We start from the raw sequence: 24717 nt of genomic DNA, 5'->3' as shown, positions 1-24717 counted from the left end.
CTCGTCTGAGTGTCGCTTAGGGTCGTAGGGTGAATTCGGGCTTTGCGCTGGCGGGGCGGACGGCGAATGAGATTTCGGCCGTCGTCGAGGCGGGTGTGCGCTCCGGGGCGCTGCCGGCGGGCGCCGCGCTGCCGCCGATCCGGACGGCCGCTACGCAGTTGGGGGTCAGCCCGGCGACGGTCGCGGCGGCGTACCAGGCGCTGCGGCAGCGTGGAATCGCCGAGTCGGCCGGGCGGCAGGGCACTCGGGTGCGGCCGCGGCCGGCGGTGGCGCCGGCGCGCGGGCAGTTTCGGCTCGAGGTGCCGGATGGGGTGCTCGACCTGGCCACGGGCGGGCCGGATCCGCGGCTGCTGCCGGATGTCGGGCCCGGGCTGGCTCGGATCGCCGCGACTTCGGTGCCCACCGGATATGCGGCAGCGGCCGGCTTTCCGCCATTGTTCGACGCCGCGCGGGCGGCATTGCAGCGGGATGGTGTCGACGCTTCCGAACTGGCGGTGACCGGGGGTGCGCTCGACGGAATCGAGCGGCTCCTCAATGCGCACATGCTGCCCGGTGATCGGGTCGCGGTCGAGGACCCCGGATGGGCCAATCTGCTCGATCTCGTGGCGGCGCTGGGATTGCGGCCCGTTCCGGTGCCCGTCGACGAATCCGGCCCCGATCCGCAGCGGCTGGCCGACGCATTGCGGGCCGGCGCGCGGGCGTTTGTGCTCACGAGCCGCGCGCAGAATCCGACAGGCGCGAGCGTGACCGCCGATCGCGCGTCGGAATTGCGGGCCGTGCTCGAGGCCCAGGCCGACGTCCTGGTCATCGAGGATGACCACGCCGCCGAGTTGTCGGTGCAACCGCTTTTCCATCTGGGGGGTACCACACGCGCGTGGGGCTTCGTCCGCTCGGTCAGCAAGCCCTATGGACCGGATCTCCGGTTGGCTGTCGTCGCCGGTGACGCGACGAGCATCGGGCGGCTCACCGGCCGGCAGCGACTCGGCACGGGCTGGGTGTCGCTCGTCCTCCAGCGTCTCGTCGCCGATATGTGGGCCGATCCTCGTGTCGCCTCGGCGGTGTCGGCGGCTTCAGCGCAGTACGAGAGAAGGCGCTCGGCCCTTGTTCTTGCCTTGCGCAGTGCCGGGCTTTCGGTCACCGGGCGCACCGGGCTCAATGTGTGGGTCGCCGTGCCTGACGAAACGGTGGCGGTGGCGCGGCTGCGGGAGGCCGGATATGCGGTGGCGCCGGGCGCGCTGTATCGCCTGGCGACACCACCGGCAATTCGTATCACCATTTCTTCGCTGTCGACGCACGACATTCCTGCGCTGGCTTCAGCGACGGCCGCGGCGGTGGGCGGTCACTCCCTGATTTCGGGCGTCTGATCGACGACGCGGAACCGCTGCAGCACCACCGGGGTGTCGTCGGCGACGGTGAATTCGGGGTTGCCGAGCCAGCCCCGGTAATCCGCGCCGTGCCAGAAACCCTCGTGCCCCCGCCGCCAGTCCGCCACCGACTCGTCGCCTTCACCCTCGTCGATGGCGTGCCGGAGGTCGACCGCGTCGAGGCGCACCACGCGCACGTCGACGATCTCGATGACCGCCACCCGCGCGCCGGCCGAGTCGATGACCGCGGCCCGCCGCCCGGGGACCGGCAACGGCTCCCCCTCGATCTCGTAGTCCTGCGCCAGGCCCGCGGTCGTCGTCTTGCTGCCGTCGAGCACGGCCGCCACCAGCCGATCCCGCAGCGGCCCCGGGAAGCCGAGCTCGAACACCGGCAGATCGTCCACAGTGCACCCCCGATTTTTGTCGTACCCCGAACCTAGGCTGTGGGCATGGTGAGGGGCGAGTCGATATTCGAAGGTCGCGGGGCCGGTCCGGGGTCCATGACGAGTTGCCGGCATACGACGAACGCGGTGTTGAGGCTGGATGCCCGGTAGGCCGGGTCCGGCGTTCGCTACTCGTTGACTGAGTGGTCCGGGGGGGGTGCAGCAGGCCGGCGGGTCCGTGGCTGTCGCAGCCGCTGCTCGGCAGGTCTGCGCGTGTTGCCAGGTGCTGCTCGGCGGGTATGTGCCTGTCGCAGCCACCGCTTGCCCGGCCTGCGCCTGGCCCGGCCGCTGCTCGGCAATGCGGCGGCGCTGCTGCGCGTCGGGAACCCGGGCGCGGTGGCGCTGGTGGCCCTGGCCGGCGTCGGGACCGCGGTGCTGGGCGCCCTCGTCCCGTCATGGACGGCCGCTTGCCTGCCCGTCGCCGAGGTCCTCCACAACGAGGAGGTCCGGGTCCTCGCTGGGTGGGCGCAGGGCGGTCAGGGTGGCGTAGCCGTCGGTCAGCAGGGCCAGGTCGGTGCCGGGCGGGGAGGCGTCCTCGCGGACCTCGACGGTGATGCGGGCGAAGCCGGCCGCGGCCTCGGCCACCGCCATCCGGACCTGGCCGAACGGGGCAGGCGTGGCCCGGCGCAGGCCGCGCAGCTCGGGCAGCGGGCGGTCGGGGACGTTCAGGTTGAGCACCGTCGACGGCGGTGCCGCGGCGAGGCGGGGCAGGAGGCGGACGGCCAGGGTGGCGGCGGTGGACCAGTGCAGGACCTCGCCCTCGCGCTCGCGGAAGAACTCCTGGACCGACTGGGAGGCGCTCGGGAGCGAGGTCAGGACGTCGAGCGACACGGCCAGCGCGCGCAGGCCCTCGTTCGCGGCGGTCAGGGCGGCGCCGACGGTGCCGGAGTGCAGGATGGCGTGGCCCGCGTTCGCGCCGCGGTTGATGCCGGAGAGCAGCGCGTCAGGGGCCGGCCCGAAGACCTCCAGGGCGGCCAGGACCGCGATGTACGCCGGGGAGGCGGCCACCGAGAACGCGCGCAGCCCGTCGAACGGCACCGGCTCCAGGATCACGCGGCCCTGGTCGGTGACGGCCGACAGCGCCGCGCCCGCGCCGCTCTGCTCCTGGTGCGGGGCGGCGACCGTCACGTCGTGGCCGGCCTGCGCGGCGGCGAGGGCCAGGGCGCGCAGGCCCGGGGCCCGGATGCCGTCGTCGTTGGTGATCAGCAATCGCACGAGGCGAGAATAGGCCTCATGTCGGTACTTGTTGCGTTCAGCGTTACGCCGCTCGGTGGCGGGCCGGATGTCGGGGAGCTCGTGGCCGCGGCGGTCCGGGTGGTGCGAGCCTCCGGGCTGCCCAATCGGACCGATGCGATGTTCACCACCGTCGAGGGCGAGACGTGGGAGGAGGTCATGGGTGTCGTCCAGGCGGCCGTCGCGGTGGTGCAGAGCCGAAGCCCCCGCACCAGTACCGTGATCAAGGTCGACTGGCGCGACGGTCCCCTCGGCCGGCTCGACAGCAAGGTCACAAGCGTCGAGCGGCACCTGCAGGACTGAGCGCGGCCGCGCTAGAAGAGGGTCAGCCGGGGTGGTTCGGGCAGTGGGGGCAGCGCCGGGACCCGGGCGCGGACGGCGGCGTGGAAGGCGCGGGCCATGCGCGGGGCCTCGGCGTTGTCGGGGGTGTGGATGAAGAACGTCGGGCTGCGGCCCTCCCCCAGCCAGGTGACGGCCCGCTCCACCCAGAACTGCCAGCCGGCCACGGTCTCGGCCTCGCTGTCGCGGCCCAGGTAGCGGACGATCGGGTGCGCCGTCAGGGGCTCGGCGCGCCGCGGGGTGCGGGGCTTCTTGGCCCAGGCGTCGCGCTCGGCGTCGCTCGTCGGAGGCGCGGCGAAGAAGGCGGTGGTGTCGAACGGGACCCACTCGGCGCGGGCTGCGCGGAGTACCCCCTCCAGGTCAGGGTCTGTGAACAGCGCGGGATGGCGGACCTCGACGGCGCAGCGGTAGTGCGCGGGCATGCGCCGCAGGAAGCGGGCAAGCGTGCGGACGTCTTCCGGGCCGAACGACGCCGGCAGCTGGACCCACAGGGCGTGCACGCGCGGGCCCAGGGGTTCGATGGCGTCGAGGAACGTGCGCATCTCGGGGAGGGCGCCCGTGAGGCGGTGCTCGTGGGTGACCGGCTTCGGCAGTTTCAGCACCATCCGGAAGTCGGGCTCGGTCTGGTCGGCCCACGTCTGGGCCGTCGCGCGCGACGGTGTGGCGTAGAAGGTGGTGTTGCCCTCCACCGCGTTCAGCAGTCCCGCGTAGGCGTGCAGGCGCCGGCCGGCCGGGAGCGGGTGCTCGAAGAAGCGGCCCTGCCACGGCTTGAGGGTCCACATGGCACAGCCGACGTGCAGCGCGGGTGGGAGCACGACGAGAAGCCTACGAGAACGGCGAAGGCGCCCGCCGGCGTGAACCGGCGGGCGCCTCCTGGAGCAGTGACCTACTCGGCGGTGAACGTCACCCGCCGCCGGCGGCGCAGGGTGAAGACCAGCGCGGCGCCGCCCGCGACCAGGGCTGCACCGGTGCCCACCATCGGCAGGGTGGTGTTGGAGCCGGTGACCGGCAGACCCGGGGTCGAGGACTGCGACGGCGTCGGCGTCGCCGGGTGGGACGCCTCCGGGGTCGGGGGCTTCGAGGCGGACCGCGACGGGGAGGGCGACGGGGACGGCGAGGAGCCCGTCGGCTTGCAGTCGCCCTTGAGCTTCACCGGCTCGCTGGTGAAGGTCTTCGGCTTGCCGTTGTCGGGCCACGTCTTGCCCGGCCCGTCCTGCCAGAGGCCGTCGACGCTGAGGACCAGGTCGGCCTTGGTGGTGCCGGCGAACGTCGTCTTGAAGGAGCTGCCGGCGCCGGCCTGGAGCTGGATCGTCGCCGGGACATTGCCGTTTCCGGCATTCGGCGTGATTTTGATGTTGCTGAGTGTGACCGGTTTGTTGAAGTCGTTCTTAACCGTCCAGGTCACCGTGTACTGCCCGTTATCGCCACAATCCGCAGAGCCAGCGGGTCCGGCGCTGTGCGCACTGGCCGGTGTAACGAAGAGGGTCGATAGGCCGATGGCGGCGGCCGCGGCGAAAGTGCCGACGGCAGCCCTCCTGAACAGCGGGTTCTTCACGTCGTCTCCTACAGGGTGGAACTTAGCGACGACACAAGATAGAGCCGATTACTTGTCGCGCGACAGTCGTAGGACCGTGAAATTTTCCAAAACGGTGGCATATGTCCAAATCGTCCGCGAAAATAATGAAGATCTATGCTTCCCTTAATCACTCGATGGCGTGAACCGGTTACACCATAAGAAGAAGTTCCGGCTGCGCGAATACAACACAGAGCGTCACGAAAGCGTTACCGGAATTGCAGCATTAGGATCGCGCCGGTGGAAACGGCGCGGATTCTGGAGCTCGCGTCGCTGCTCACGCTCCCGCAGATACAGGTCGCGGAGGTCCTGTCACTGCGCGCGGCGGGCACGCGGCTGCGCGACCTGGCGCGCACGCTGAATGTCGCGCCCGACGACCCGAACCTCACCGATGCGCTGCGCGTGCTGTTCGAGGCCGGCCTGGTCCGGCCGGAGGGCGACTGGGTCCGCACCGTCGAGCTGAACAAGGCGCTGGCCAACACCTACGGGTTCGGGCGGGTCGCCGCGCACGAGCTGACCTTCATCCCGCTGGAGCAGCTGCAGCGCATCGCCGGCGAGCTGGGCCTGCCGAGCTACAAGGAGTCCCAGCAGGCGCTGATCCGCCACATCAGCACCGCCCTGGCCGACCCGGACCTGGTCCGCACGCTGTTCCGGCAGGCCCCGCGGCCCGCCCAGGACGTCATGCAGCGCATGGCCGACGGCTCGCCGCAGCTGTCGGACCCGGACCTCTCGCTCGCCCTGCGCACCAACCGGCGGGCCCCGCTGCGCTGGGCCGTCGACCGCGGCCTGCTCGTCTTCAACGCCTACTACGGCACCATCACCATGCCCAGCGAGGTGGGAGTCGCGCTGCGCGAGGGGTTCACGGCCGGCTTCGACCCGGTCCCGCCCGCGCCGCCGACGCTCGCCGCGCCCGTCGAGGCGGTCGATCGTGGGGGCGCGGCCGCGGCCGGGGCGGCCATCGCGTCCGTGCAGACGCTGCTCGACGAGTGCGGCCGCACCCCGGTGCCGATCCTCAAGGCGGGCGGCATCAGCGCCCGGGAGCTGCGCAAGCTGGCCCGGCTCATCGACTCCGACGAGGAGGGCGTGCGGTTCTGGCTCACCGTCGCCGGCATGAACGGGCTGCTGGGCATCGTGGGCGATCGGGTGGCCCCGTCGACCGAGTTCGACAACTGGCTCAAGCTGGAGCCGGCCGGGCAGTTCGGCTGGCTGCTCGACGGCTGGTTCCAGATGCCGGCCGCGCCGCTGCTGCTCGACGGCCGCCCGGCGCTCGTCGGGTCGGAGCACGACGCCGGCAGCGCGATGCTGCGCACGACCCTCGCCGCGGTGCTGGCGTCGCTGCCGCGCGGGCGCGGGGCGGCGAGCCTGGCCGGGCTGGCGAGCATGCTGGCCTACCTGCGCCCGCTGATCGCCGGGGACGCCGATGAGGTGGTACCGCTGGCCACCGCGATCTGGCGCGAGTACGAGCTCATGGGCGTCGGCGCCCACCTCGCCCCCACGGCCCTGTGCCACGCCCTGGCCGCCGGTGACCGCCGGCGTCTCCTGGACGTCGTGCAGGGGTTCGTGCCCGCGGCCGTGGAGACGGTACTGCTCCAGGGCGACCTCACCGCGATCGCCACCGGCACCCCCTCGGCTGCACTCAGCGCGCTGCTGGACCTGGCCGCCGACCGCGAGTCCCGGGGCGGCGGCTCGACCTGGCGGTTCACCGAGTCCTCGGTACGCCGGGCGTTCGACGCCGGCACGAGCGCCGACGAGCTGCTCGCCCGCGTCCGCGCGGCGGCGGCGGGCGGGCGGGTGCCGCAGCCGGTGGAGTACCTGATCGCCGACGTCGGGCGCCGGCACGGCAGCGTCCGCGTCCGCACCGTCGGGTGCGTGCTGCACAGTGCCGACCGGGCGCTGCTGGGCGAGCTCCAGCGGGTGCGCAGCCTGGCCCCGCTGGAGCTGACCGAGCTGGCCCCGACCGTGCTGTCGAGCGCGCTCCCGCCGGCCGAGACGCTCGCCGCGCTGCGCCACGCCGGCTACGTCCCGGCGGCCGAGAACCCCGACGGCACCATCCGCCTGGAGCGCCCCGCCCGCCACCGCGCGCCTACATGGAGCGATCCAGAAACTCGATGACCGCGCGGGTGAGTGCGATCCGGTGTCCGGAGAACGCGTGGTCGGACGGCAACGTCAGCGCCTCCTGGCGGTAGGCCTCGACAAGCGGCCGGTGGTGCCGGGCCGGGGGCGCGACCGTGTCGTGCTCGCCGGCGACGAGCAGCACGGGGCGGCCCGCGAGCCGGGGCGCGAGGTCGGCCAGGCGCCACGCGCTGCCGTTGGCCATCATCTCCTCGAACAGCGCGTCACCGCTGGTGCCCTGCAGCGGGAGCAGATCGCCGGCGAACATCGCGCGGGCCTGCTGCAGTACATCCGCCGGCTCTTCGGCAGTCGCACCGAAGTCGAAGGAGGCAAGGGCCGCGACCGCGCGCACGGACGGGTCGGCCGCGGCGGTGTGCAGGGCCGCGAACCCGCCGAGGCTGTGCCCGACCACCGCGACGCGCGCGGCGTCGAGCGACGGGTCGAGCCGCGGGGCCACCGCGACCGCGCGGGCGGCGTCGGCGAGGACGTTCGACCAGGAGTACGCGCCGCCCACCCCCCACGACCCGCGATAATGGAAGACGAGCGCCGCGTATCCGGCCCGCCGCAGCGCCTGGGCGAGGTCGAAGTTGCGCTCGTTGCCCGGGAAGCCGTGCAGCAGGACGACCACCGGATGCGGCCCCGGCCCGGCCGGCAGGTGCAACACACCCAGCAGTGGTACTCCCTGTGAGTCGAACCGCACCTCGGGCGTCCGCGCGACCGGGCGCAGCGCCGGGTCGGGGTCCAGCTGCCATCGCTCTTCCATGTGCAATTTGTACAATGCGCGCGGACGCGATGGGGACGACAATCGGGCCATGACCGCGAAGCCCGTGAACCTCGCCGAGGCGCTCCAGTCGTTCACCGAGGTGTACAGCCCGCGCATCGTCGCGCGCATGAACGACTACGACGTGCGCGTCGCCCACACCCGCGGCGAGCACGTCTGGCACGCCCACGCCGACACCGACGAGTTCTTCCTCGTCCTCGACGGCCGCTTCGACATCGCCCTGCGCGACCCGGACGGCCACGAGCACACCGTCGTGCTCCACCCCGGCGACACGTACGTGGTGCCGCGCGGGACCGAGCACAAACCCTCCTCCCCCGGCGGCTCGATCCTGATGTTCGAGCCGAGCGGCACCCTCACGACGGGCGACGCGACGGCCGGCGACATCCCGGCCCACGTCGACAGCACGGCCGGCCACGACCTGACATGACCCCGTTCCAGTGTGCGGTGCCGGACGAGGCCCTGGCCGACCTCCGGCGCCGCATCCGCGCGACCCGCTGGCCCGGCCCCGCGCCCGTGCCCGGCTGGGCTCAGGGCGTGCCGGAGGGGTACCTGCGGGACCTGTGCGCGTACTGGGCCGACGGCTACGACTGGCGGCGCTTCGAGGCGCGGCTGAACGGCTTCGCGCAGTTCCGGACCTCCATCGACGGCCTCGGTGTGCACCTCGTCCACGCGCCGTCGCCGCATCCGCGCGCGCTGCCGATCGTCGTCACCCACGGCTGGCCCGGCTCGATCGTCGAGTTCCTGGGTGTCGTCGCGGCGCTCACACATCCGGACGACCCGGACGACGCGTTCCACGTCGTCCTGCCGTCGCTGCCCGGGTACGGCTTCAGCGACGCGCCGGCCGAGCCCGGCTGGGACGTGGAGCGGATCGCCCGCGCGTGGGCCGAGCTGATGGACCGGCTGGGCTACGCGCGCTACGGCGCGATGGGCAGCGACTGGGGCACGAGCGTCACGACCGCCATGGGCCTGCACGACACCGGGCACCTGGCCGGCATCCACGTCTGCCCGCCGATCGCCGCGCCCGTCCTCGACGACGACCTCACCGCGCCCGAGCGCGCGGCGCTGGCCGACCTGGAGGCGGCCCAGCGCGACGGCGACGGCTACTCGCTCGTCCAGTCGACGAGGCCGCAGACGATCGGCTACGCGCTCAACGACTCGCCGGTCGGCCTGTGCGCGTGGATCGCCGAGAAGTTCGTCGCGTGGAGCGAGGACCCGGCCCGCATCGACCGCGACGCGCTGCTGGACAACGTGACGCTGTACTGGCTCACCGGCACGGCCACCTCCAGCGCGCGGCTGTACTGGGAGAGCTTCCGCCAGGTGCAGGCGTGGTTCACGACGTCCACCGCCGACACCGTCCCGGTGCCCACCGCGTGCACGGTGTTCCCGCGCGATCTGCCGCGCCCTTCACAGCGGTGGGCCCGGCGGCGGTACCCCCGGATCGTCCACTGGGGCGAACCCGCCCACGGCGGCCACTTCGCCGCACTGGAACGCCCGGAACTGTGGGTCGCGGAGGTGCGCGCCGCTTTCCGCACGCTCCGCTGAGCCCGCGCATTGAGTTACGGCCGCCTTCGAGCGCCGGCCGCGCTGAGGGGGTCGGGCGCGCGGACGCGTGCGACATCACCCCCAACAGCCCCGACACCGCGCGACGGCCACCGTGCCCGAGCACTGAGGAGTCCGCAGCCGGCGACGCGCGCAGCGCGAAGGCGTCGCCGCGTCCGAGCGCCGCGGAGGCGCGGAGGCGCGGAGGCGCGGAGGCGCGGAGGCGCGGAGGCGCGGAGGCGCGGAGGCGCGGAGGCGCGGATCAGGCACCGACGACGCTGCGGTTGAACGTGTGCCCGGGCACGGAGGCGTCATCGCGTCCGAGCGCCGGGCACCCGCAGGCGCGCGGACGCGGACGCGGCCACCCGCAGGCGCGCAGGCGACGTTGCGACTGAACGTGCGCCGGGCACGGAGGCGCCGTCGCATCCGAGCGCGGGGGACTCTGAGGCCCGCAGACGCGCGGGCGCGGGCGACGAGGCGGCTGGACGTGGGTCGGGCACGGAGGCGCCGTCGCATCCGAGCGTTGGAGAATCTGCGCCGGCGACCGCGTGCGGGACTGTAGACGCTGCGCGTTGCGTTTGGGCCGGGCCGCGAAGGAGTCGTCGCGTCCGAGCGTCGGGGGCCTCCGTGATTCGTCTTGACGGCTAGCAGGTTGCTGGCGGCCGGGTGGGAGCCGGGGACGCTGCGGACAGGTGTGGGCCGGGCGCCGAGGCGTCGCTCGGGCGCCGCTGGCGCTGGCTCAAACGCGCGGACGCGACGGGCTGCAACGCCGTGCTGGCCGCTCGACACCACAAAACGCCCGCTCGCACACCGCCCGAGGTCGCGCCAGCCCCCAAGCGCGCGGACGCGACGAGCTTCGACGCCGTGCTGACGGCCCGACACCACAAAACGCCCGCTCGCACACCGCCCGAGGTCGCGCCAGCCCGTAAGCGCGCGGACGCGACGAGCTTCCACGTCGGTGCTGGCCGCTCGACACCACAAAACGCCCGCTCGCACACCGCCCGAGGTCGCGCCAGCCCCCAGGCGCGCGAGCGCGGCGGGGTTCGGCGGCGTGCTGGCCGCTCGGCGTCGTGGGGATGGTTGCGGCGCCCAAAGGACTTTGGGGGTGTTCAGAGGTTGATGGTGGTGGCGCTCGGCAGTTGTAGGAATGTCAGGAGTCGCTCGGCCTCGGTGTGGACTGCGGCCGGGTTGCGCAGTTTTCGGAAGGGTGACAGTTCCAGCGTCCCGGGGCGGACCTCCCAGGTGCCGGCCACGAAACCGTCCTCCAGGAAGGTGGGCAGGACGGCGGACAGGCCGGGGCAGATGATTGCCTGGTCGGCCGGGGAGGCGATGATGCGGGACCGGTCGGCGTGGCTGAGGACCAGGTTGTCGAAGGCGGGCAGGAACCGCACGGGCGCGTCCAGCTCCGCGTCGGCGAGTTCGAGCTCGGGCAGGTCGAAGAGCTCCTGTCCGCTGTCGTCGATGTAGGTGCGAAGCTGTGGGCGCAGCGCCTCCACCTCCTGACGTAGCCGCCGGAGCCCTGACCAGTTCTGGAAGTCCGCGATCGAGGCCGGGCCGCAGCTTTCGAGGTACCGCCGAAGCAGCCTTTCGATTGTGGGTGGTTCTTCGAGCGCGGCCCCGAGCCACTCGTCGGCCAGGGCGACGTGCACGTGTCCGCGGCGCCGCCAGGTTCCGGTCGGCGGTGGGTGGATGAGGGCCAGCTGATGCTGGGCCGCCCAGGCCAGGGCGATGGACTCCCGGCCGGGGTAGCGCTCGCCGAGCGCCTTGGCCAGGCGCGGCCGTGTCATTGTCGTGCCGTGCAGGGCGTCGCGAGCCGCGGCCGCCAGTTCGGTGAGGTCGATGCCGTCGAGCTGGCGGCGGAAGGGCGAGAGCCCGGTGGCGCCCATGCGTGCGCTGATGAGGGGGCGCAGCCAGCGGTAGTCGGCGCCGGACGCGATGTGCTGCGTGCCGCGCAGGAGGGCGCCGCGGACCAGGGATCGGTCCTCGAGCGCCGCGGTGAGGTCATCGTGGGCGAACTCGCGGGAGCGCGCCCAGATGCCGATGTACGGGGCGTCGGCGTCTTGCGCCTGGACCGCGACTACGCGCCGCACCACGTCGGCCACACCCGCGGCTGCGCCGCCGTCGAGCAGGAGCTGCCGGCGCAGGTATGTCCGGTTCTGGGTTCGCGTGGTGATCCGCACGCCGAGGACGGTAACGGCGGATGCGGTCAGCTTCTGGCCGCATCCGGGTGCGATTGGGTGATCGCGAGGCCGGCGCCCCCGTCATGGTGCGACGGGGGCGCCGGGTGCAGCGGAAGCGGCTCAGCAGTGGCCGAGGTCTTCCCAGTTGGCGGTCCAGCCGGGCTCGGAGCCCTGCGTCCACCACTTCGCGCGCCAGAGATGCTTGCCCTGGCCCGAGCCCGGGCCGTTCGGGTTGCCGTTGGCGCTCTTCTCGTGCTTGACCGTCTGGCCGGTCGTGTAGATGCCGTTGATCGACCACTCGGGCGCGGACGCGCAGCTGGTGGCCGGCGGCGTGGAGGTCGACGGCGACGGTGACGACGACGGGGACTTCGAGGCCGACGCGGAGGGCGACGGCGAGGATGAGCCGGACGGGGTCACGCACGGGCCGGACGAGTCCACCGTGTCGGTGAACGCGTTGCCCGCGCCGCGGTAGGCGGCCGCCTGGGCCGTCGCCTGGCTCGGGGTGAGGACCTGGTTCTTCGCGTACAGCACCCAGTCGACCTGCTGGATGTAGGTCGAGAGGCCGCCGGAGTGGGCCGCGGTGTCGATGAACCAGAGGTTCCAGTTGATGGTCATCGTCTGTCGCGGGTAGAACTTGCCGGAGTGGTCGCCGACCTGCTGGCCGTCGATGTAGTAGATGACGTGCCCGCCGGAGACGGTGACGACCAGGTCGTGCCAGCCGTCGAAGCTCTGGCGCTCCTCCGAGTGGACGTTGTCGGCGTACCACGGGTCGTTGCGGTACGTGTACCAGGTCGTCTGGTAGTTGATCGGGCCGGTCTCGCCCCAGCCGCCGTTCGGCAGGTACTCCGAGAAGTCCAGCTCGCTGTACGTCGGGTCCAGATCGCCGTTGAGCGGGCTGATGGTGAAGAACGTCTCGTTGATGTGGTCGCCGTCGTTGCCGCCGGTCGGCGTGTCGGTGAAGCGGATCCGGGAGGCGTAGGTGCCCTCCAGGTACCGCTTCTGCGCCGTGTACAGCTCGGCCTGGTTGGTGCCGCCGCCGGTGCCGTCGGTGGACGCGGTGAGCTGCATGACCTTCTGGCCGCCGTTGGTCGGGAAGGAGATGCTGTTGGCCGACCAGGTGGCGCCGGGCACGCCCGGGCCGCCGGAGTAGGTGCGCGGCACCCACCCGTGGGCGGTCAGCGACGAGTCGCTCGACGAGCTGTAGTTGAAGTCGTCGAACAGGTAGCCGCAGTTGTTCGCGGCGGCGCTGGCCGTGCCGACGCTGGCCGCGGTGAGTGCGACGCCGCCGAGCGCGCCGGCCAACGCGATGGCGGACGCGATCACTATTGATCGACGTTTACCGATGGACATGGATGGAGCCCTCCCCACAATGCACGAACGAGGGGTTACTTGACCGCGCCGGCGGTCATTCCGGCGCGGATGTGCCGTTGGAACGCGACATAGGCGATGAGCACCGGCAGCATGGCAATCGTGAGGCCGGCGAACAGACCGCTCCAGTCGCTGCGATACCCCTGGCTGACCGACAGGGAGGCCAATCCCTGCGCCAGGACGTACCGGTCCGGGTCGGGGTTGAGAACCAGCGGTAGCAGGTACTGGTTCCAGAGCCCGAGGAAATTGAAGATGCCGACGGCGACCAGCCCCGGGCGGGCCATCGGCAGCATCACGCGGAAGAAGACGCCCGCGTGCGAGCACCCGTCCATGAACGCGGCCTCGGCGACCTCGCCGGGCAGCGTGCGGAAGAACGAGTGCAGGAAGAACACGGTGAACGGGATCGCGTACGCCGCATACACCAGGATCAGGCCCTGATAGGTGCCGAGCAGATGCAGCTGCTGCACGACGAAGAACAGCGGGACGAGCGCCAGGAACACCGGGAAGAACATGGCCGCGACGAACACGTAGTAGATGAGGCGGTTGCCCCGGAACTCGTACCGCGCCAGCGCATACGACACCAGCGCGCCGAGCAGCATCGTGACGACAAGTGCGCCGCCCACGACGATGAGGCTGTTGAGGAAGTACCGCCCGATGTCCGCCTGATTCCACGCCCGCGACCAGTTGCCGAACTGTGGTGAAGAAGGCAGCGACCACGGTGAGTTGAGAATCTCGTTGTCCGTCTTGAACGAGCTCATCACCGCCCACAGCAACGGCAGCGCGGTCACGACACCCCAACAGAGCATCGCGAAATGCGGCAGGACCCTTTTCATGCCGACACCTCCGCAAGCTCCGGCGCCGGCACGAACCCCACCCTGCACTTCCGATGAGCGGCCACTCCGCTTCGCTCCGTACCGCTCATGCCAGCTCCACCCGCTCATTGCGGCCGGCGCGCAGGGCGAGCACGGCGAGGGTGAGCGTCGCGAAGAACAGCGCGACACCCATGGCGGACGCGTAGCCGAACCGGCCGAAGGTGAAGGCGTTGCGGTACAGCGAAAGGCCGATGACCTCGGTCGCGCCGTCGGGGCCGCCCGGTCCGACGGTCATCACCTGCACCACTGCGAAGCCGTCCAGCGCACCGATCCCGAGGTACACGAAAGCCACCTGCACCGTGTCTCGCACCAGCGGCAGGGTGACTTTGCGGAATGTGGCCCAGTTGCTCGCGCCGTCGAGCAGCGCCGCCTCGTAGAGCTCTTTCGGAATCGAGTCGATGGCCGCGCTGAACAGCACCATGTAGAACCCGACCGACGACCACACGAGCACGGCCATCACCGACGGCAGCGCCAGATCCGGCTCGCCCAGCCAGCTGCGGGCCAGCGACCCCAGCCGGGCCGCTCGCAGCGCCCCGTTGAGCAGGCCGTTGTTCGGGTTGTAGATGAACTGCCAGAGCACGGCGATGACGACGAGCGAGAGCAACTGCGGAAAGAAATAGACGATCTGGTACACCCTGGAGCCCGCGATCCCGCGACGCCCGTCGCGCCCGCCCAGGTGCAGCATGCTCGCGAGGAACAGCCCGAGTGCGATGGTGGCCAGCGGAATCACCACGAGCATGACCGCGTTGTTGCGCACCGCGTCCAGGAAAAGGGAGTCGCCGCCGAGACGGGCGTAGTTGCCCGCCCCGACGAAATGCGCCTCGCCGGCCACGCCGGTCCAGTCGGTGAGCGAGAGGTAGAACGCCTGCGCGTACGGGGACAGCACGAACAGCACGTGCAGCACCAGTGCGGGCACGAGCGCACCGAGAAGGAACCGGAGCCGACCGTGTTTCATCAGCGGGTGTACTTCTTGACGCCGGAGTCCTTCGCAATGGCATCGGCCGCCTTCTGAATGCGGTCGGCCCATTCGGTGGCGGTGGCGCGCTTGTTCACCAGCTCGCCCGTCGCGTCGTCGACGGCCTTCGCCAGCTCGGCGTACCAGGTGCGGAACCGGAACGTGAACGCCTCCTTGCCCGCCGCCTTGATCGCGTCGCGGGTGGAGCCGAGGCCGCTGCTGAGCGTCAGCCCGTCGGTCGCGCCGGCCACCGCGGGCAGGGTGCCGGCCGACTGCGCGAACGCCTTCGCCGACTGCTTGGAGAACAGGATCCGCAGATAGTCCATGCCCCCGGCGACGTTCTTGGCCTTCGCCGGCACGATGAACGACTCGGAGCTGGCCGCCTGCACCGCGGCCGGGCCCATCTTGTCGCTCGAGGTCCGCGCCGGGACCGGGCCCATCGCCATGTCGAAGCCGCTCGGCGCGACACCCTTCTGCTCGCTCTCCAGCCAGGAGCCGCAGGGGATGAACGCGGCCTTGCCCTGGCACCAGGCGGCCTGGGACTCGGTGTGGGAGAGCGCCTCGGAGCCGCTCATGATGTAGCCCTTGGCCGCGAGCTCAGCGAACGCCTCGGCGGCGGCCTTGAGCGCGTCGGACTTCCACGCGTTGGGCTCGAGGTTGTCGACGCTCTTGAGCAGCGCCTCGCCGCCGGTCTTGGCCGCCATGCTCAGCAGCGGGTCGTTGATGTACTCCGGGTACTTGCCCTGGTAGGTCCAGGGCGCGATGCCGGCCGCCTTGATCGTGGCGCAGAGGGCGAGCATCTCGTCCCAGGTCTTCGGATACGTCCAGCCCTTGCTCGCGAACAGCGGCTTGGAGTACCACAGACCCCACACGGTGTAGGTGAAGTTCAGGGTCAGGACCTGCTTGTCGAAGGTACCGTCGTCGACGACCCCGGGCAGCAGCGTGTCGCGGACCTTCGTGTTCGCGTCGTCGAAGGACGGTGCGTCGAGCAGCTCGGTGAGGTCCGACAGCTGCTTCGCGCCGACGAGCGTCGCCAGGTCGAGCCGGCCGGCGCCGGTGTTGTCGACGACGTCCGGGGGCGTGTTGGCCACGAACCGGGGCTGCAGCGCCTCGCCGACCTTCTGGATGCCCTTGTGGTCGATCGTCGCCTTGGCGTGCTTGCCCTTGTAGAGGTCCTCGGCGTGCTTGGCGTAGTCGTCGCCGTACCCACCCTTGAAGATCACGACCTCGAGCGGGGCGTCGTCCTTGACCCCGAGCGGGTTGTCGGCGCTCTTGTTGCCGGTGTTCGCGGCCGGCTTGTCGTCGTTGCCACCACTTGTCACACAGGCGCTGAGCAGGGGCGCGGCGATGGCGATGCCGGCGGCCCCCTGTAATAGGGAGCGACGGCTGGGATAGGTTGGCATAAAGGGGCTCGCTCTCTTTTTATGCGGTACGCCGGATGCGCCCGGCGTACCGCGCCTCGAGTGCTGCGTTGTGCTCCCGTCCGCCCGGGACGTTGTCGGACAGGTAGACCGGCGGCGTGACGCCGAGCGCCAGCAGGCGCGCCACCACCTCGGTGACGATCTGCTGGGCCAGCAGCGCCGCCGTGATCGAGGAGACGGCCCCGACGGCGCCGCCCCCCGGCAACGGCAGCGACGCGTCGCCGTAGGGTGCCCCGTTGTCGAGCACCACGTCGGCGAGGTCGCTGAGCTTGAGCCCGCTCGCGTGCCGCGAGTCCACCCGCCCGGAGTGCTCCAGCGACGTGATCGCGATGAGCGCGTGGCCCCGGTCCTTGACCAGCTGGGCCATCTCCACGACAGCGCCGTTGACGCCGGAGTTGGAGGCGATGACGAACGTGTCGTCGGGCTTGACGGGAGCCAGGTCGTAGAGCTTGTGCGCGACGGCCGGGGTGCGCTCCAGCTGCGGGTCGGCCAGGGCGCTGAGCGGCTCGCCGCCGTAGAGCACGATGTCGCGCAGGGCGATGCGGCTGGTCGGCACCAGCCCGCCGGCCCGCCCCGCGATCTCCATGGCCAGCGCCTCGGAGTGCCCGCAGCCGAACGCCTGGATCACTCCGCCCGCCTGGATCGTCGCGGTCATCAGGTCGGCGGCGTGCGCCACCCGGTCGCCCTGGGTGGTCCCGACGCGCTCGATCGCGGCCCGGATCACCTCGACGTAGTCGGCACTTCTGATGGTCACAGCGGCTTTTCCCTCCGTGGTCGCTTGCGGTTGCTGTTCGTGTCGGGCACCCGGTGCGCGTCGACGGCGCGCACGGTGAGCTCGAGGGCCTCGGCGGTGCGCTCGTAGGTGCGCTGCGCCACCGCGACGTAGATGAGGTCCAGGACCAGCAGCTGCGAGTGCAGCGCGGAGAGGGCCGCCACCCGGAACGTGGTCTCGTGGACCGAGGTGGTGAACACGACGTCGGCGATCTCGGCCAGCGGCGAGCGCCCGAACGACGTCACCGCGACAGTCATCGCCCCGTGATCGGCCGCCTCCGCCATCGTCTCGATGACCTCGCGGGTGCGCCCGGAGTGCGACAGGCCGATCGCCACGTCCCCGGGCCCGAGCAGCGCCGCGTTGGTGAGGGCGGTGTGGCTGTCGGAGCGGTACCAGACGGGGACCCGGATCCGTTCCAGTCGAAAAGCCATTTCTCTTCCGGCGGTACCGCTGGAGCCCAGACCGAAGATCTCGACGCGCCCGGCCCCGGCGATGGCCGCCGCCACCCGCTCGGCCGCGGCGACGTCGAGCCCGGCCGCGGTCGTCTGGATCGCCCGCGTGTCGGCGGCGGTGATCACCCCGAGCACGTCGGTGAGCGGGTCACCGGGCGCGATGTCGCCGCTGATGTCGGTCTCCCACCGCGCCTGCTCGGCCCGCCCGGTCTCGGTGGCGATCGCCACCCGCAGGTTCGCGTACCCTTTGAAGCCGAGCGTGCGGCTGAACCGCGTGACGGTGGCGGTCGAGGTCCCCGAACGCTCGGCGAGGTCCACGATGCTGGCGTGCGCCGCCGTCTCGGGGTCCTCGAGGATCGTCTCGGCGATCTTCGCCAGGGCCTCCGGCATGCTGGGGCCTTCCATGCGAAGCCGGCCGAGCAGCCCGCCGCTCTCACCTGTCACTGTCGGTCATCCTTTTCATCGTTCCGCCTTGGCGATGAAAATTACGACCACTTCAACTTCTAGTCAATAAGAACTTTCTATGTTTCCATCGACGCCATGGTTGTGGTGGCTTCCGCACGCGCACCCGGCGACCGCCCGCCGCGGGCCGCGACAAGCGTCGATGGCCGCGCCGACGGCCTCGCCCGGTGGCCCGCGCCCGCGGCACCGGGCACCCCGGCCGGCGGGCGCGATCCGGGAGCGGTGCCATGGCTGTCGTAGTGGGTGTGGACGCGGGCGGGACGGCGTCGAAGGCCGTGGTCCTGGACGCGGCGGGGCGGGAACTGGGTCGCGGGGCGGCGGGGCCGGGCAACCCGTCGGCCACGGGAGCGGCGGCCGTGCGCGCCATCGGGTCGGCGCTGCGGTCGGCGTTGGGGGCGGCCGGGGTGCGGGACGCGGCGGCGGTGACCTCTGGGGTGGTCGGCGTCGCCGGAGCCAGCGCCCTGGCCGACCCGGCGATCGCGGCGGCGTTCGCGGCGCAGTGGGACGCCGTGGGCCTGCGGGTGCCGATGCGGATCGTCGGCGACGCGGTCACGGCGTTCGCGGCCGGCGGGGACTGGGCGGCGGGGGCGGTGCTGATCAGCGGTACGGGGGCGGTGGCGGCGCTCGTCGACGGGCTCGAGGTCGTCCGCGTGGCCGACGGGCTCGGATGGCTCCTCGGCGACGAGGGCTCCGGGCTGTGGCTGGGGCTGCAGGCGGTACGACAGGCGGCTCGAAGGTTCGAAACGCCCCTCGGCCGTCGCGTCGCCGCGCACGCCGCAGCGGCGACCCCCGACGCGCTCGTGCGCTGGGCCCAGGCGCTCCCCCCGTTCGGCGCCCTCGCCCCGATGGTCTGCGCACTCGCCGAGGCCGGCGACCCGGACGCGACGGCGATCGTCACCGAGGCGGCCCGGCGCCTGGTCGCCACCCTCGACGAGCTGAACGCCCCCGCCGCCCCGGTGGTGCTGGGCGGCGGCCTGCTGACCGCCGAGACCCCGGTCCGCCGAGCCGTCCTGGACCACCTGACCGGCCGCGGCACCACCGTGGGCACCGCGGCCGACCCGGCCCTGGGCGCGGCCCGCCTGGCGCTGCGGGTCAGCGCGGCCCGGTGAGGAAGTCGCGCACCGATGCGCACGTCGCCGGTCCGGTCGTCGACGCCGACCTATGCGACAACCTTTACCGAATCCGCCGGTCGACGTCGCGGGCGACGAGGTACAGCACCACGGCGTTCAGCAGGTGCCACCCCCAGCGCAGCCCGACCGGCACCGACGCGCAGAGCGGCCCGTCGAGTGTCCGCAGCGTGAGCGACACGGCGAACACCACGGCCGCGAGCACCAGGTCCCGCGACCGCAGCGCGACGGCGAACCCGGCCAGCCCGAGCAGCGCCGGCAGATACCCGCCCAGGGTGTACTCCCTCCCGCCCAGCGCCAGCAGCCCGTCCACGAACCGGCAGCGTCCGCCGCCGCGACTGCACCAGCAGCAGCACGCAGGCGGCGAGGAACGCCACGTTGGACACGGCGTTGAACGGCTCCGCCCAGATCCCCGGCCCGAGGCGCTCGCAGTACCCGTCCACGTGGTGCACCCGGCGACGCTACCGCCCGCGGTTGAATCCCCGACGGCGTGCGCCTGTCCGCTCGGCGCTCAGTCGCAGGCGGCGGCGCGGGTCAGCAGGAGGGTGCGTTCGCGTTCGTTGCGGGTCATGTCGGCGGCCCGGGTGAACTCGGCCTTCGCCTCGGTGCGGCGGCCCAGGCGGAGCAGGAGGTCGGCGCGGACCGACGGCAGGAGGTGGTAGCCGCGCAGGGCCTTGTCCTCCAGGAGGGGCTCGAGCACCTCGAGGCCCGCGGCCGGGCCGTCGGCCATCGCGACGGCCACGGCGCGGTTGAGCTCCACGACCGGCGACGGGGTGAGGGCGGCCAGCTGGGCGTAGCGGGCGGCGATGTCGGACCAGTCGGTCTCGGCGGCGGTGCGGGCGCGGGCGTGGCCGGCGGCGATCGCGGCCTGCAGGGTGTACGGGCCGCCGCCCAGCTCCTCGGCCCGGGCCAGCGCCTTCAGGCCGCGGGTGATGAGCAGGCGGTCCCAGCGGCGGCGGTCCTGGTCCAGGAGCATGATCGGGGAGCCGTCGGGGGCGGTGCGGGCGGCCGCGCGGGAGGCCTGGATCTCCAGGAGGGCCACGAGGCCGTGGACCTCCGGCTCGGCCGGCATCAGGGCGGCCAGGACGCGACCCAGGCGCATGGCCTCCTCGCACAGGGCCGGGCGCATCCAGTCGTCGCCGGCCGTCGCGGAGTACCCCTCGTTGAAGATCAGGTAGATGACCTCCAGGACGGAGGCCAGCCGCTCGGTGCGGGCCGCACCGACGGGCAGCTCGAAGGGGACCTTGGCGTCGGCGAGGGACTTCTTGGCCCGGCTGATGCGCTGGCCGACGGTGGCGTCGGGGACCAGGAACGCGCGGGCGATCTCGTCGGTCGACAGGCCGCCCAGCATGCGCAGGGTCAGGGCGACGCGGGCCTCCGGCTTCAGGACCGGGTGGCACGCGGTGAACATCAGGCGCAGGACGTCGTCCTCGATCGGCTCCTGGTCGAGGACCAGCTCGAACGCCGGATCGTCGAGCCGGTCGTCGGCCGCCAGGAGCGGCAGATGCTTCTGCAGCACCTGCTGGCGGCGGATCGTGTCGATGGCCCGGCGCTTCGCGGTGGTTGTCAGCCACGCGCCGGGGTTGCGCGGAACGCCCTCGGCCGGCCACTGCTCCAGCGCGGCGACAAGCGCGTCCTGCGCCAACTCCTCGGCCCGGCCGACGTCGCCGACGAGCCGGGCGACGCCCGCGATCACGCGCGCCGCCTCGATCCGCCAGACCGCCTCGACCGCGGCGTGGGCATCAGTCACCCATGCAATTTATTCGTACTCGGAAACCCGCCGCACCTCGATCTCGATGTCGTGGTCAAACAGCTCGGCGAAGCGGCTCGCCCACTCGACGGCCTCCGCGAGGTCGCGGACCTGCACGATGCCGAAGCCGCCGATGACCTCTTTGGCCTCGGCGAACGGGCCGTCGACGACGGTGGTCTCGCCGCTGCGCTTGGTGATCGTGGCCGCGCCGGCCGAGCTCGGCAGCAGGCCCTCGGCGGCCAGCAGGACACCGGCCTTGTTGACCGCGTCCATGTAGCCTGCGAACTTCGCGAAGAACTCCGGCGTCGGGGTCCAGTGCGCGGGGTTCGAGTCGTTCAGCTTGTGCATCATCATGTACCGCATTGCGAGTCCTCCTCAGAGCTGGCCCCGGGCCGGTTGCTGGGTGCCTTCACTATCGCGTCGAGCGAGCCTCGACGTCTTCGACAGACCCATTGGAGATTGTTTCCATGCGCCTGCTGTTCGGGTTCGCCGGTGGCCGCGGCCACCTCGAGCCGCTGCTCCCGCTGGCCCGCGCCGCGACCGCGCGCGGCCACGACGTCGCGTTCACCGGCCGCCCGGGCGGGCTGCCGGCCGGCTTCCCGGGCTTCCCGGCCGGCGCCGACGACTCCGGCGAGCGCCGCCCGCTGCAGCGCCTCGACCGGGCCCGGGAGGAGCACGACTTCCTGCACGGCTTCGGCGGCTGGATCGCGCGGGAGCGGGCCGCGAGCACGCGCGCGGCCGCGGCCGAGTGGCGCCCGGACGTCATCGTGTGCGACGAGGCCGACTTCGGCAGCATGATCGCCGCGGAGTCCCTGGGCATCCCGCACGTCTCGGTCGTGGTGCTGGCCGCCGGCACCTTCGGAAGGCCCGCGGGTCTGGCGCTGCTCCTGGACGAGACCCGGGCACTGCACGGCCTGCCGCCCGACCCGGGTCTCGGGATGCTCGACCGCCACCTGGTGATCTCCCCCGTCCCCCCGACGTTCCGCCCGGGCGGGGCGCCGATGCGGCCGATGCCGCCGGTCCCACGGCAGAAGACCGAGCCGCCGATGGTGTACTTCACCCTCGGCACGATCTTCAACACGGAGTCCGGGGACCTGTTCGGCCGGCTCCTGACGGGGCTGCGCCGGCTTCCGGTCCGCCTCGTGGTGACCGTCGGCGCCGCGATCGACCCGGCCGAGCTGGGCCCGCAGCCGCCGCACGTGCGGGTCGAGCGCTTCGTCCCCCAGGCCGAGCTCCTGCCCGGCTGCGCGGCAGTCGTCTCGCACGGCGGCTCGGGTACGGTGATCGGCGCGCTGGCGCACGGGGTGCCGCTCGTGGTGGTGCCGATGGGCGCCGACCAGCCGGCCAACGCCGACCGGGTCGCCGAGCTGGGCCTGGGGCTGGTGCTGGACGCCGTGGACGCGACGCCGGCCGACGCGGAGGCGGCCCTGCACGCGGTCCTGACCGACCCCGCGTTCGCGGCGAACGCCGCGGCCCTGCGCGAGGAGGCCGAGTCGATGCCGCCCCCGGACGAGGTCGTCGGCCGCCTGGAGGCGCTGGCCCGGGACGGGGCCTAGCTCCAGCGGCGCAGCTCGTCGGCGCCGTCGGCGATCTCGCGGCGCAGGAGGGGGTCGAGGTCGGTGCGCAGGAGGGCGTCGGCCGAGGCGAGGGCGCGCGGGCTGTACACCGGGAACGCGAACCGCACCACCTTGAGCGCGGCCGGCAGGTAGCGGCCCTCGAGCATGGCGGGGACGTCGGTGAAGTAGCGCTCGGCGTAGCCGTCGGTCAGCGCCTCCTGCCCCGCCTGCCAGAACGCCTCCGCGTTGGCAATCGCCAGGCGCGGGTTCGAATCGTGCACGAGGGCCTCCCAGGCGGCCGCCTTCGCCTCGGCCGACGGGAACGCGGCCCGGCACGCGGCGGCCCGCTCGGCACCCGTCGAGCTCGGGTCGCGCCGCTCCTCGGCCGCGATCTCGTCCGGGTCGGCCGAGCCCAGCGCCGCGAGCCGCAGCAGCAGGGACCAGCGCAGGTCGGCGTCGATCACCAGTCCTTCGGGTGCGTCGTCGCCGAGCCACGACCGCAGCAGTGGTACTCCAGCCACGCCCGCCAGGGCCCGCGCCGTCGCCAGCTGCCGGCCCGATCCGGGCGCCGCGGCAGCGAGAGCGGCCGTGCACACCTCGGCCAGCGGCCCGAACGGGATGAGCCCGCGCTGGGCCAGCGACTCCCGGGCGAACGTCAGGACCTCCTCGAAGATGCCCTCCTGCCGCTCGGCCGGCAGCGCCGCGACGAGCAGCGCGAGGAACTCCGACGGCGGGATCTCGCCGCCGTCGCGCACCGCGTCCATGACCGATGCCCAGATCACCGCCCGCGCGAGCGGGTCCTCCAGATCGGGCAGCACGGCGGGCAGGGCGGCGCGGCTGAACGGGTCGAAGCGGACCTTCGCGTACGTGTCGTCGCCGTCGTTGAGCAGCAGCACGGTGCCGGCCGGGGCGGCGGCGATGCCGGGGACTGTCGTCGCGGCGGCGTCGATGGTGAAAGGGACCCGCAGTACCGAACCGTCGGAGGCGAACGCCGAGACCGTCAGCCGGTGCGGTCGCAGTGGCCGCCCCGACTGCTCGACGGTGAGCCCCGCGGGCCCGCCGGCCGCGCGCGCGGGCAGCGGCCGCAGGGTGTTGGCGCCGGTGCTGCGCAGCCACAGCTCGGCCCAGCCGGTCAGGTCGCGGCCCGCCGCGTCACCGATGACGGCGAGGAAGTCGGTGAGCGCGGCGTTGCCGAACCGGTAGCGCCGGAAGTACTCGCGCAGCCCGCTGAGGAACACCTCATCGCCCAGGTGCACCGCGAGCTGGCGCAGCGCCGCGGCGCCCTTGGCGTAGGAGATGCCGTCGAAGTTCTGGAACGCAACGGCGGCGTCGGCGATATCGTCCGGCGCGACGGGATGCGTCGAGGGCCGCTCGTCGGCGAGGTAGCCCCAGCGCTCCCGCCAGATCGCGAAGTCGGCGGCCGCGGCCGGGTGCCGCCCGGTCTCGCCGGCCACCCGCCAGCCCATCAGCTCGGCGAACGCCTCGTTGAGCCAGACATCGTCCCACCACCGCAGCGTCACCAGGTTGCCGAACCACATGTGCGCCATCTCGTGGGCCATCACGACGAAGCGCCGATGCCTGTCGCTGTCGGTGGCCCCGGCCCGGAACAGGAACTCCTCGCGGTAGTTGACGAGCGCCGGATTCTCGACCGCGCCGCCGGCGAAGCCGGGGACGAACGCCTGGTCGTACTTGCCGAACGGGTACCGCACCCCGAACAGCTCGTGGTATCTGTCGAACGCGGCCGCCGTGGCCGCGAACAGCGCGTCGGCGTCGGCGTCGAGCCCGGCCGCGAGGCTGCGCCGGCACAGCAGCCCGAGCGCGATGCCGTCGTGCTCGCGCTCCAGCCGGTGCCAGGGTCCGGCGATGAAGCTGAACAGGTACGTCGACAGCGGCGGCGTCTGCGCGAACTCCCACCGCCCCCCGTCCCGCCGCGCCACCGCCGCGTTCCCGCGGACCGTCCACTCCCCGGGCGCGTGCACGGTGAGCGTCATCGGCGCTTTCAGGTCGGGCTGGTCGAAGCACACGAACATCCGCTGGGCGTCGTCGAGCGGCGCCTGGCCGTAGAGGTACGTCTGGCCGTCCTCGGGATCGACGAACCGCAGGATGCCCTCGCCGCTCGGGGAGTACCGCGCGGTGAACCGGGCCTCGAGCCGATTCTCGGCTGCCAGCCCGGCCAGCTTCACCCGCCCGTCCACGACCGGCACGTCGGCGCCGTTGAGCGTCACGTGGGCCGTCTGTGCCCCTTTGAGCTCCGCGAAGCTCTCGGCGCCGGGCTCGGTACACGAGAACTCGACAACCGTCCGCGAGGTGAACGAATCGGCGGCAGTGAGATCCATCTCGATCACGTAGGAGCGCACGGCGACCAGCCGCGCACGCTCCACCGCCTCCCGGCGCGTCAGGCTCGACATGATCGAGACG

At 72.4% G+C, this 24717-nt stretch carries 23 protein-coding genes; 7 read left to right on the top strand and 16 right to left on the bottom strand.

What is annotated here, in order from left to right:
• The first annotated feature begins 29 nt into the window (after positions 1-29).
• Complete coding sequence (locus Dvina_RS07095; RefSeq protein ID WP_223101546.1) at positions 30-1364, top strand: aminotransferase class I/II-fold pyridoxal phosphate-dependent enzyme; 1335 nt, start codon at positions 30-32, stop codon at positions 1362-1364.
• On the opposite strand, the gene Dvina_RS07090 is transcribed toward Dvina_RS07095, so the two are convergent.
• On the bottom strand, positions 1340-1768 hold the full coding sequence (locus Dvina_RS07090) for an ASCH domain-containing protein (protein ID WP_246656082.1): 429 nt from the start codon (positions 1766-1768) through the stop codon (positions 1340-1342). The two genes, Dvina_RS07095 and Dvina_RS07090, sit on opposite strands and share 25 nt — an antisense overlap.
• Positions 1769-2200: 432 nt before the next feature.
• Positions 2201-3022: a 5'/3'-nucleotidase SurE gene (gene surE, locus Dvina_RS07085; protein WP_223101544.1), complete on the bottom strand. Its 822-nt coding sequence runs from the start codon at positions 3020-3022 to the stop codon at positions 2201-2203.
• 18 nt (positions 3023-3040) lie between these two features.
• On the opposite strand from surE, the gene Dvina_RS07080 reads away from it, so the two are divergent.
• Entirely contained in the window at positions 3041-3343 is a 303-nt protein-coding gene (locus tag Dvina_RS07080; protein WP_223101543.1) for a thiamine-binding protein, read from the top strand.
• Positions 3344-3354: 11 nt separating this feature from the next.
• On the opposite strand, the gene Dvina_RS07075 is transcribed toward Dvina_RS07080, so the two are convergent.
• Entirely contained in the window at positions 3355-4161 is an 807-nt protein-coding gene (locus tag Dvina_RS07075; protein ID WP_223105376.1) for a DUF72 domain-containing protein, read from the bottom strand.
• A 104-nt stretch (positions 4162-4265) separates the two neighbouring features.
• The gene (locus Dvina_RS07070) at positions 4266-4784 is read right to left on the bottom strand and encodes an LPXTG cell wall anchor domain-containing protein (RefSeq protein ID WP_223101542.1); all 519 of its coding nucleotides are present in this window, start codon (positions 4782-4784) and stop codon (positions 4266-4268) included.
• Between the two features lie 408 nt (positions 4785-5192).
• On the opposite strand from Dvina_RS07070, the gene Dvina_RS07065 reads away from it, so the two are divergent.
• Positions 5193-7064 carry a helicase-associated domain-containing protein gene (locus Dvina_RS07065; protein WP_223101541.1) on the top strand — a complete coding sequence of 624 codons (1872 nt, stop codon included), beginning with the start codon at positions 5193-5195 and terminating at the stop codon, positions 7062-7064.
• Here Dvina_RS07065 and Dvina_RS07060 read toward each other — a convergent pair.
• Positions 7036-7827: an alpha/beta hydrolase family protein gene (locus tag Dvina_RS07060; RefSeq protein WP_223101540.1), complete on the bottom strand. Its 792-nt coding sequence runs from the start codon at positions 7825-7827 to the stop codon at positions 7036-7038. The genes Dvina_RS07065 and Dvina_RS07060 overlap by 29 nt on opposite strands.
• A 49-nt stretch (positions 7828-7876) precedes the next feature.
• On the opposite strand from Dvina_RS07060, the gene Dvina_RS07055 reads away from it, so the two are divergent.
• Positions 7877-8272, top strand: a complete 396-nt coding sequence (locus Dvina_RS07055; RefSeq protein WP_223101539.1) for a cupin domain-containing protein — start codon at positions 7877-7879, stop codon at positions 8270-8272.
• On the top strand, positions 8269-9387 hold the full coding sequence (locus Dvina_RS07050) for an epoxide hydrolase family protein (protein ID WP_223101538.1): 1119 nt from the start codon (positions 8269-8271) through the stop codon (positions 9385-9387). Before Dvina_RS07055 ends, Dvina_RS07050 begins: the two co-directional genes overlap by 4 nt.
• A 1106-nt stretch (positions 9388-10493) precedes the next feature.
• Here Dvina_RS07050 and Dvina_RS07045 read toward each other — a convergent pair.
• The 7 genes from Dvina_RS07045 to Dvina_RS07015 form a co-directional block, all read right to left on the bottom strand.
• Positions 10494-11564: a winged helix DNA-binding domain-containing protein gene (locus tag Dvina_RS07045; RefSeq protein ID WP_223101537.1), complete on the bottom strand. Its 1071-nt coding sequence runs from the start codon at positions 11562-11564 to the stop codon at positions 10494-10496.
• Positions 11565-11684: 120 nt separating this feature from the next.
• On the bottom strand, positions 11685-12914 hold the full coding sequence (locus tag Dvina_RS07040; RefSeq protein ID WP_223101536.1) for a glycosyl hydrolase: 1230 nt from the start codon (positions 12912-12914) through the stop codon (positions 11685-11687).
• 35 nt (positions 12915-12949) lie between these two features.
• Entirely contained in the window at positions 12950-13765 is an 816-nt protein-coding gene (locus Dvina_RS07035; RefSeq protein ID WP_223101535.1) for a carbohydrate ABC transporter permease, read from the bottom strand.
• Between the two features lie 85 nt (positions 13766-13850).
• Positions 13851-14759, bottom strand: coding sequence for a carbohydrate ABC transporter permease (locus tag Dvina_RS07030; protein ID WP_223101534.1), 909 nt, complete (start codon positions 14757-14759; stop codon positions 13851-13853).
• A complete protein-coding gene (gene ngcE, locus Dvina_RS07025; protein WP_223101533.1) occupies positions 14759-16162 on the bottom strand; it encodes an N-acetylglucosamine/diacetylchitobiose ABC transporter substrate-binding protein in 1404 nt (467 codons plus the stop codon). Before ngcE ends, Dvina_RS07030 begins: the two co-directional genes overlap by 1 nt.
• Before the next feature lie 19 nt (positions 16163-16181).
• Positions 16182-16904: a sugar isomerase domain-containing protein gene (locus tag Dvina_RS07020; RefSeq protein WP_390891069.1), complete on the bottom strand. Its 723-nt coding sequence runs from the start codon at positions 16902-16904 to the stop codon at positions 16182-16184.
• A gap of 26 nt (positions 16905-16930) precedes the next feature.
• A complete protein-coding gene (locus Dvina_RS07015) occupies positions 16931-17848 on the bottom strand; it encodes a MurR/RpiR family transcriptional regulator (RefSeq protein ID WP_223101531.1) in 918 nt (305 codons plus the stop codon).
• A gap of 245 nt (positions 17849-18093) precedes the next feature.
• On the opposite strand from Dvina_RS07015, the gene Dvina_RS07010 reads away from it, so the two are divergent.
• Entirely contained in the window at positions 18094-18975 is an 882-nt protein-coding gene (locus Dvina_RS07010; RefSeq protein ID WP_223101530.1) for an N-acetylglucosamine kinase, read from the top strand.
• A 64-nt stretch (positions 18976-19039) separates the two neighbouring features.
• On the opposite strand, the gene Dvina_RS07005 is transcribed toward Dvina_RS07010, so the two are convergent.
• The 3 genes from Dvina_RS07005 to Dvina_RS06995 form a co-directional block, all read right to left on the bottom strand.
• Positions 19040-19306 carry a hypothetical protein gene (locus Dvina_RS07005; protein ID WP_223101529.1) on the bottom strand — a complete coding sequence of 89 codons (267 nt, stop codon included), beginning with the start codon at positions 19304-19306 and terminating at the stop codon, positions 19040-19042.
• 198 nt (positions 19307-19504) lie between these two features.
• The gene (locus tag Dvina_RS07000; RefSeq protein WP_246656081.1) at positions 19505-20743 is read right to left on the bottom strand and encodes an RNA polymerase sigma factor; all 1239 of its coding nucleotides are present in this window, start codon (positions 20741-20743) and stop codon (positions 19505-19507) included.
• 9 nt (positions 20744-20752) lie between these two features.
• A complete protein-coding gene (locus tag Dvina_RS06995; protein WP_223101528.1) occupies positions 20753-21106 on the bottom strand; it encodes a YciI family protein in 354 nt (117 codons plus the stop codon).
• Between the two features lie 104 nt (positions 21107-21210).
• Here Dvina_RS06995 and Dvina_RS06990 point away from each other — a divergent pair, with 104 nt between their 5' ends.
• On the top strand, positions 21211-22299 hold the full coding sequence (locus tag Dvina_RS06990) for a glycosyltransferase (protein ID WP_223101527.1): 1089 nt from the start codon (positions 21211-21213) through the stop codon (positions 22297-22299).
• On the opposite strand, the gene pepN is transcribed toward Dvina_RS06990, so the two are convergent.
• Positions 22296-24707, bottom strand: coding sequence for an aminopeptidase N (gene pepN / locus Dvina_RS06985; RefSeq protein ID WP_223101526.1), 2412 nt, complete (start codon positions 24705-24707; stop codon positions 22296-22298). The genes Dvina_RS06990 and pepN overlap by 4 nt on opposite strands.
• Positions 24708-24717 lie beyond the last annotated feature (10 nt).

This window comes from Dactylosporangium vinaceum, from assembly GCF_019904175.1.
GTDB classification, from domain to species: Bacteria; Actinomycetota; Actinomycetes; order Mycobacteriales; family Micromonosporaceae; genus Dactylosporangium; species Dactylosporangium vinaceum.
This window is presented reverse-complemented; position numbering and strand designations above follow the sequence as displayed.

Excerpts from the sequence above, each read along its gene's own strand:
- Dvina_RS07060 (WP_223101540.1), bottom strand. The coding sequence starts at position 7,827 with ATGGAAGAGCGATGGCAGCTGGACCCCGACCCGGCGCTGCGCCCGGTC.
- Dvina_RS07075 (WP_223105376.1), bottom strand. The coding sequence starts at position 4,161 with ATGTGGACCCTCAAGCCGTGGCAGGGCCGCTTCTTCGAGCACCCGCTC.
- pepN (WP_223101526.1), bottom strand. The coding sequence starts at position 24,707 with ATGTCGAGCCTGACGCGCCGGGAGGCGGTGGAGCGTGCGCGGCTGGTC.
- Dvina_RS06995 (WP_223101528.1), bottom strand. The coding sequence starts at position 21,106 with ATGCGGTACATGATGATGCACAAGCTGAACGACTCGAACCCCGCGCAC.
- Dvina_RS07030 (WP_223101534.1), bottom strand. The coding sequence starts at position 14,759 with ATGAAACACGGTCGGCTCCGGTTCCTTCTCGGTGCGCTCGTGCCCGCA.
- Dvina_RS07050 (WP_223101538.1), top strand. The coding sequence starts at position 8,269 with ATGACCCCGTTCCAGTGTGCGGTGCCGGACGAGGCCCTGGCCGACCTC.
- Dvina_RS07055 (WP_223101539.1), top strand. The coding sequence starts at position 7,877 with ATGACCGCGAAGCCCGTGAACCTCGCCGAGGCGCTCCAGTCGTTCACC.
- Dvina_RS07040 (WP_223101536.1), bottom strand. The coding sequence starts at position 12,914 with ATGTCCATCGGTAAACGTCGATCAATAGTGATCGCGTCCGCCATCGCG.
- Dvina_RS07035 (WP_223101535.1), bottom strand. The coding sequence starts at position 13,765 with ATGAAAAGGGTCCTGCCGCATTTCGCGATGCTCTGTTGGGGTGTCGTG.
- ngcE (WP_223101533.1), bottom strand. The coding sequence starts at position 16,162 with ATGCCAACCTATCCCAGCCGTCGCTCCCTATTACAGGGGGCCGCCGGC.
- Dvina_RS07080 (WP_223101543.1), top strand. The coding sequence starts at position 3,041 with ATGTCGGTACTTGTTGCGTTCAGCGTTACGCCGCTCGGTGGCGGGCCG.
- Dvina_RS06990 (WP_223101527.1), top strand. The coding sequence starts at position 21,211 with ATGCGCCTGCTGTTCGGGTTCGCCGGTGGCCGCGGCCACCTCGAGCCG.
- Dvina_RS07010 (WP_223101530.1), top strand. The coding sequence starts at position 18,094 with ATGGCTGTCGTAGTGGGTGTGGACGCGGGCGGGACGGCGTCGAAGGCC.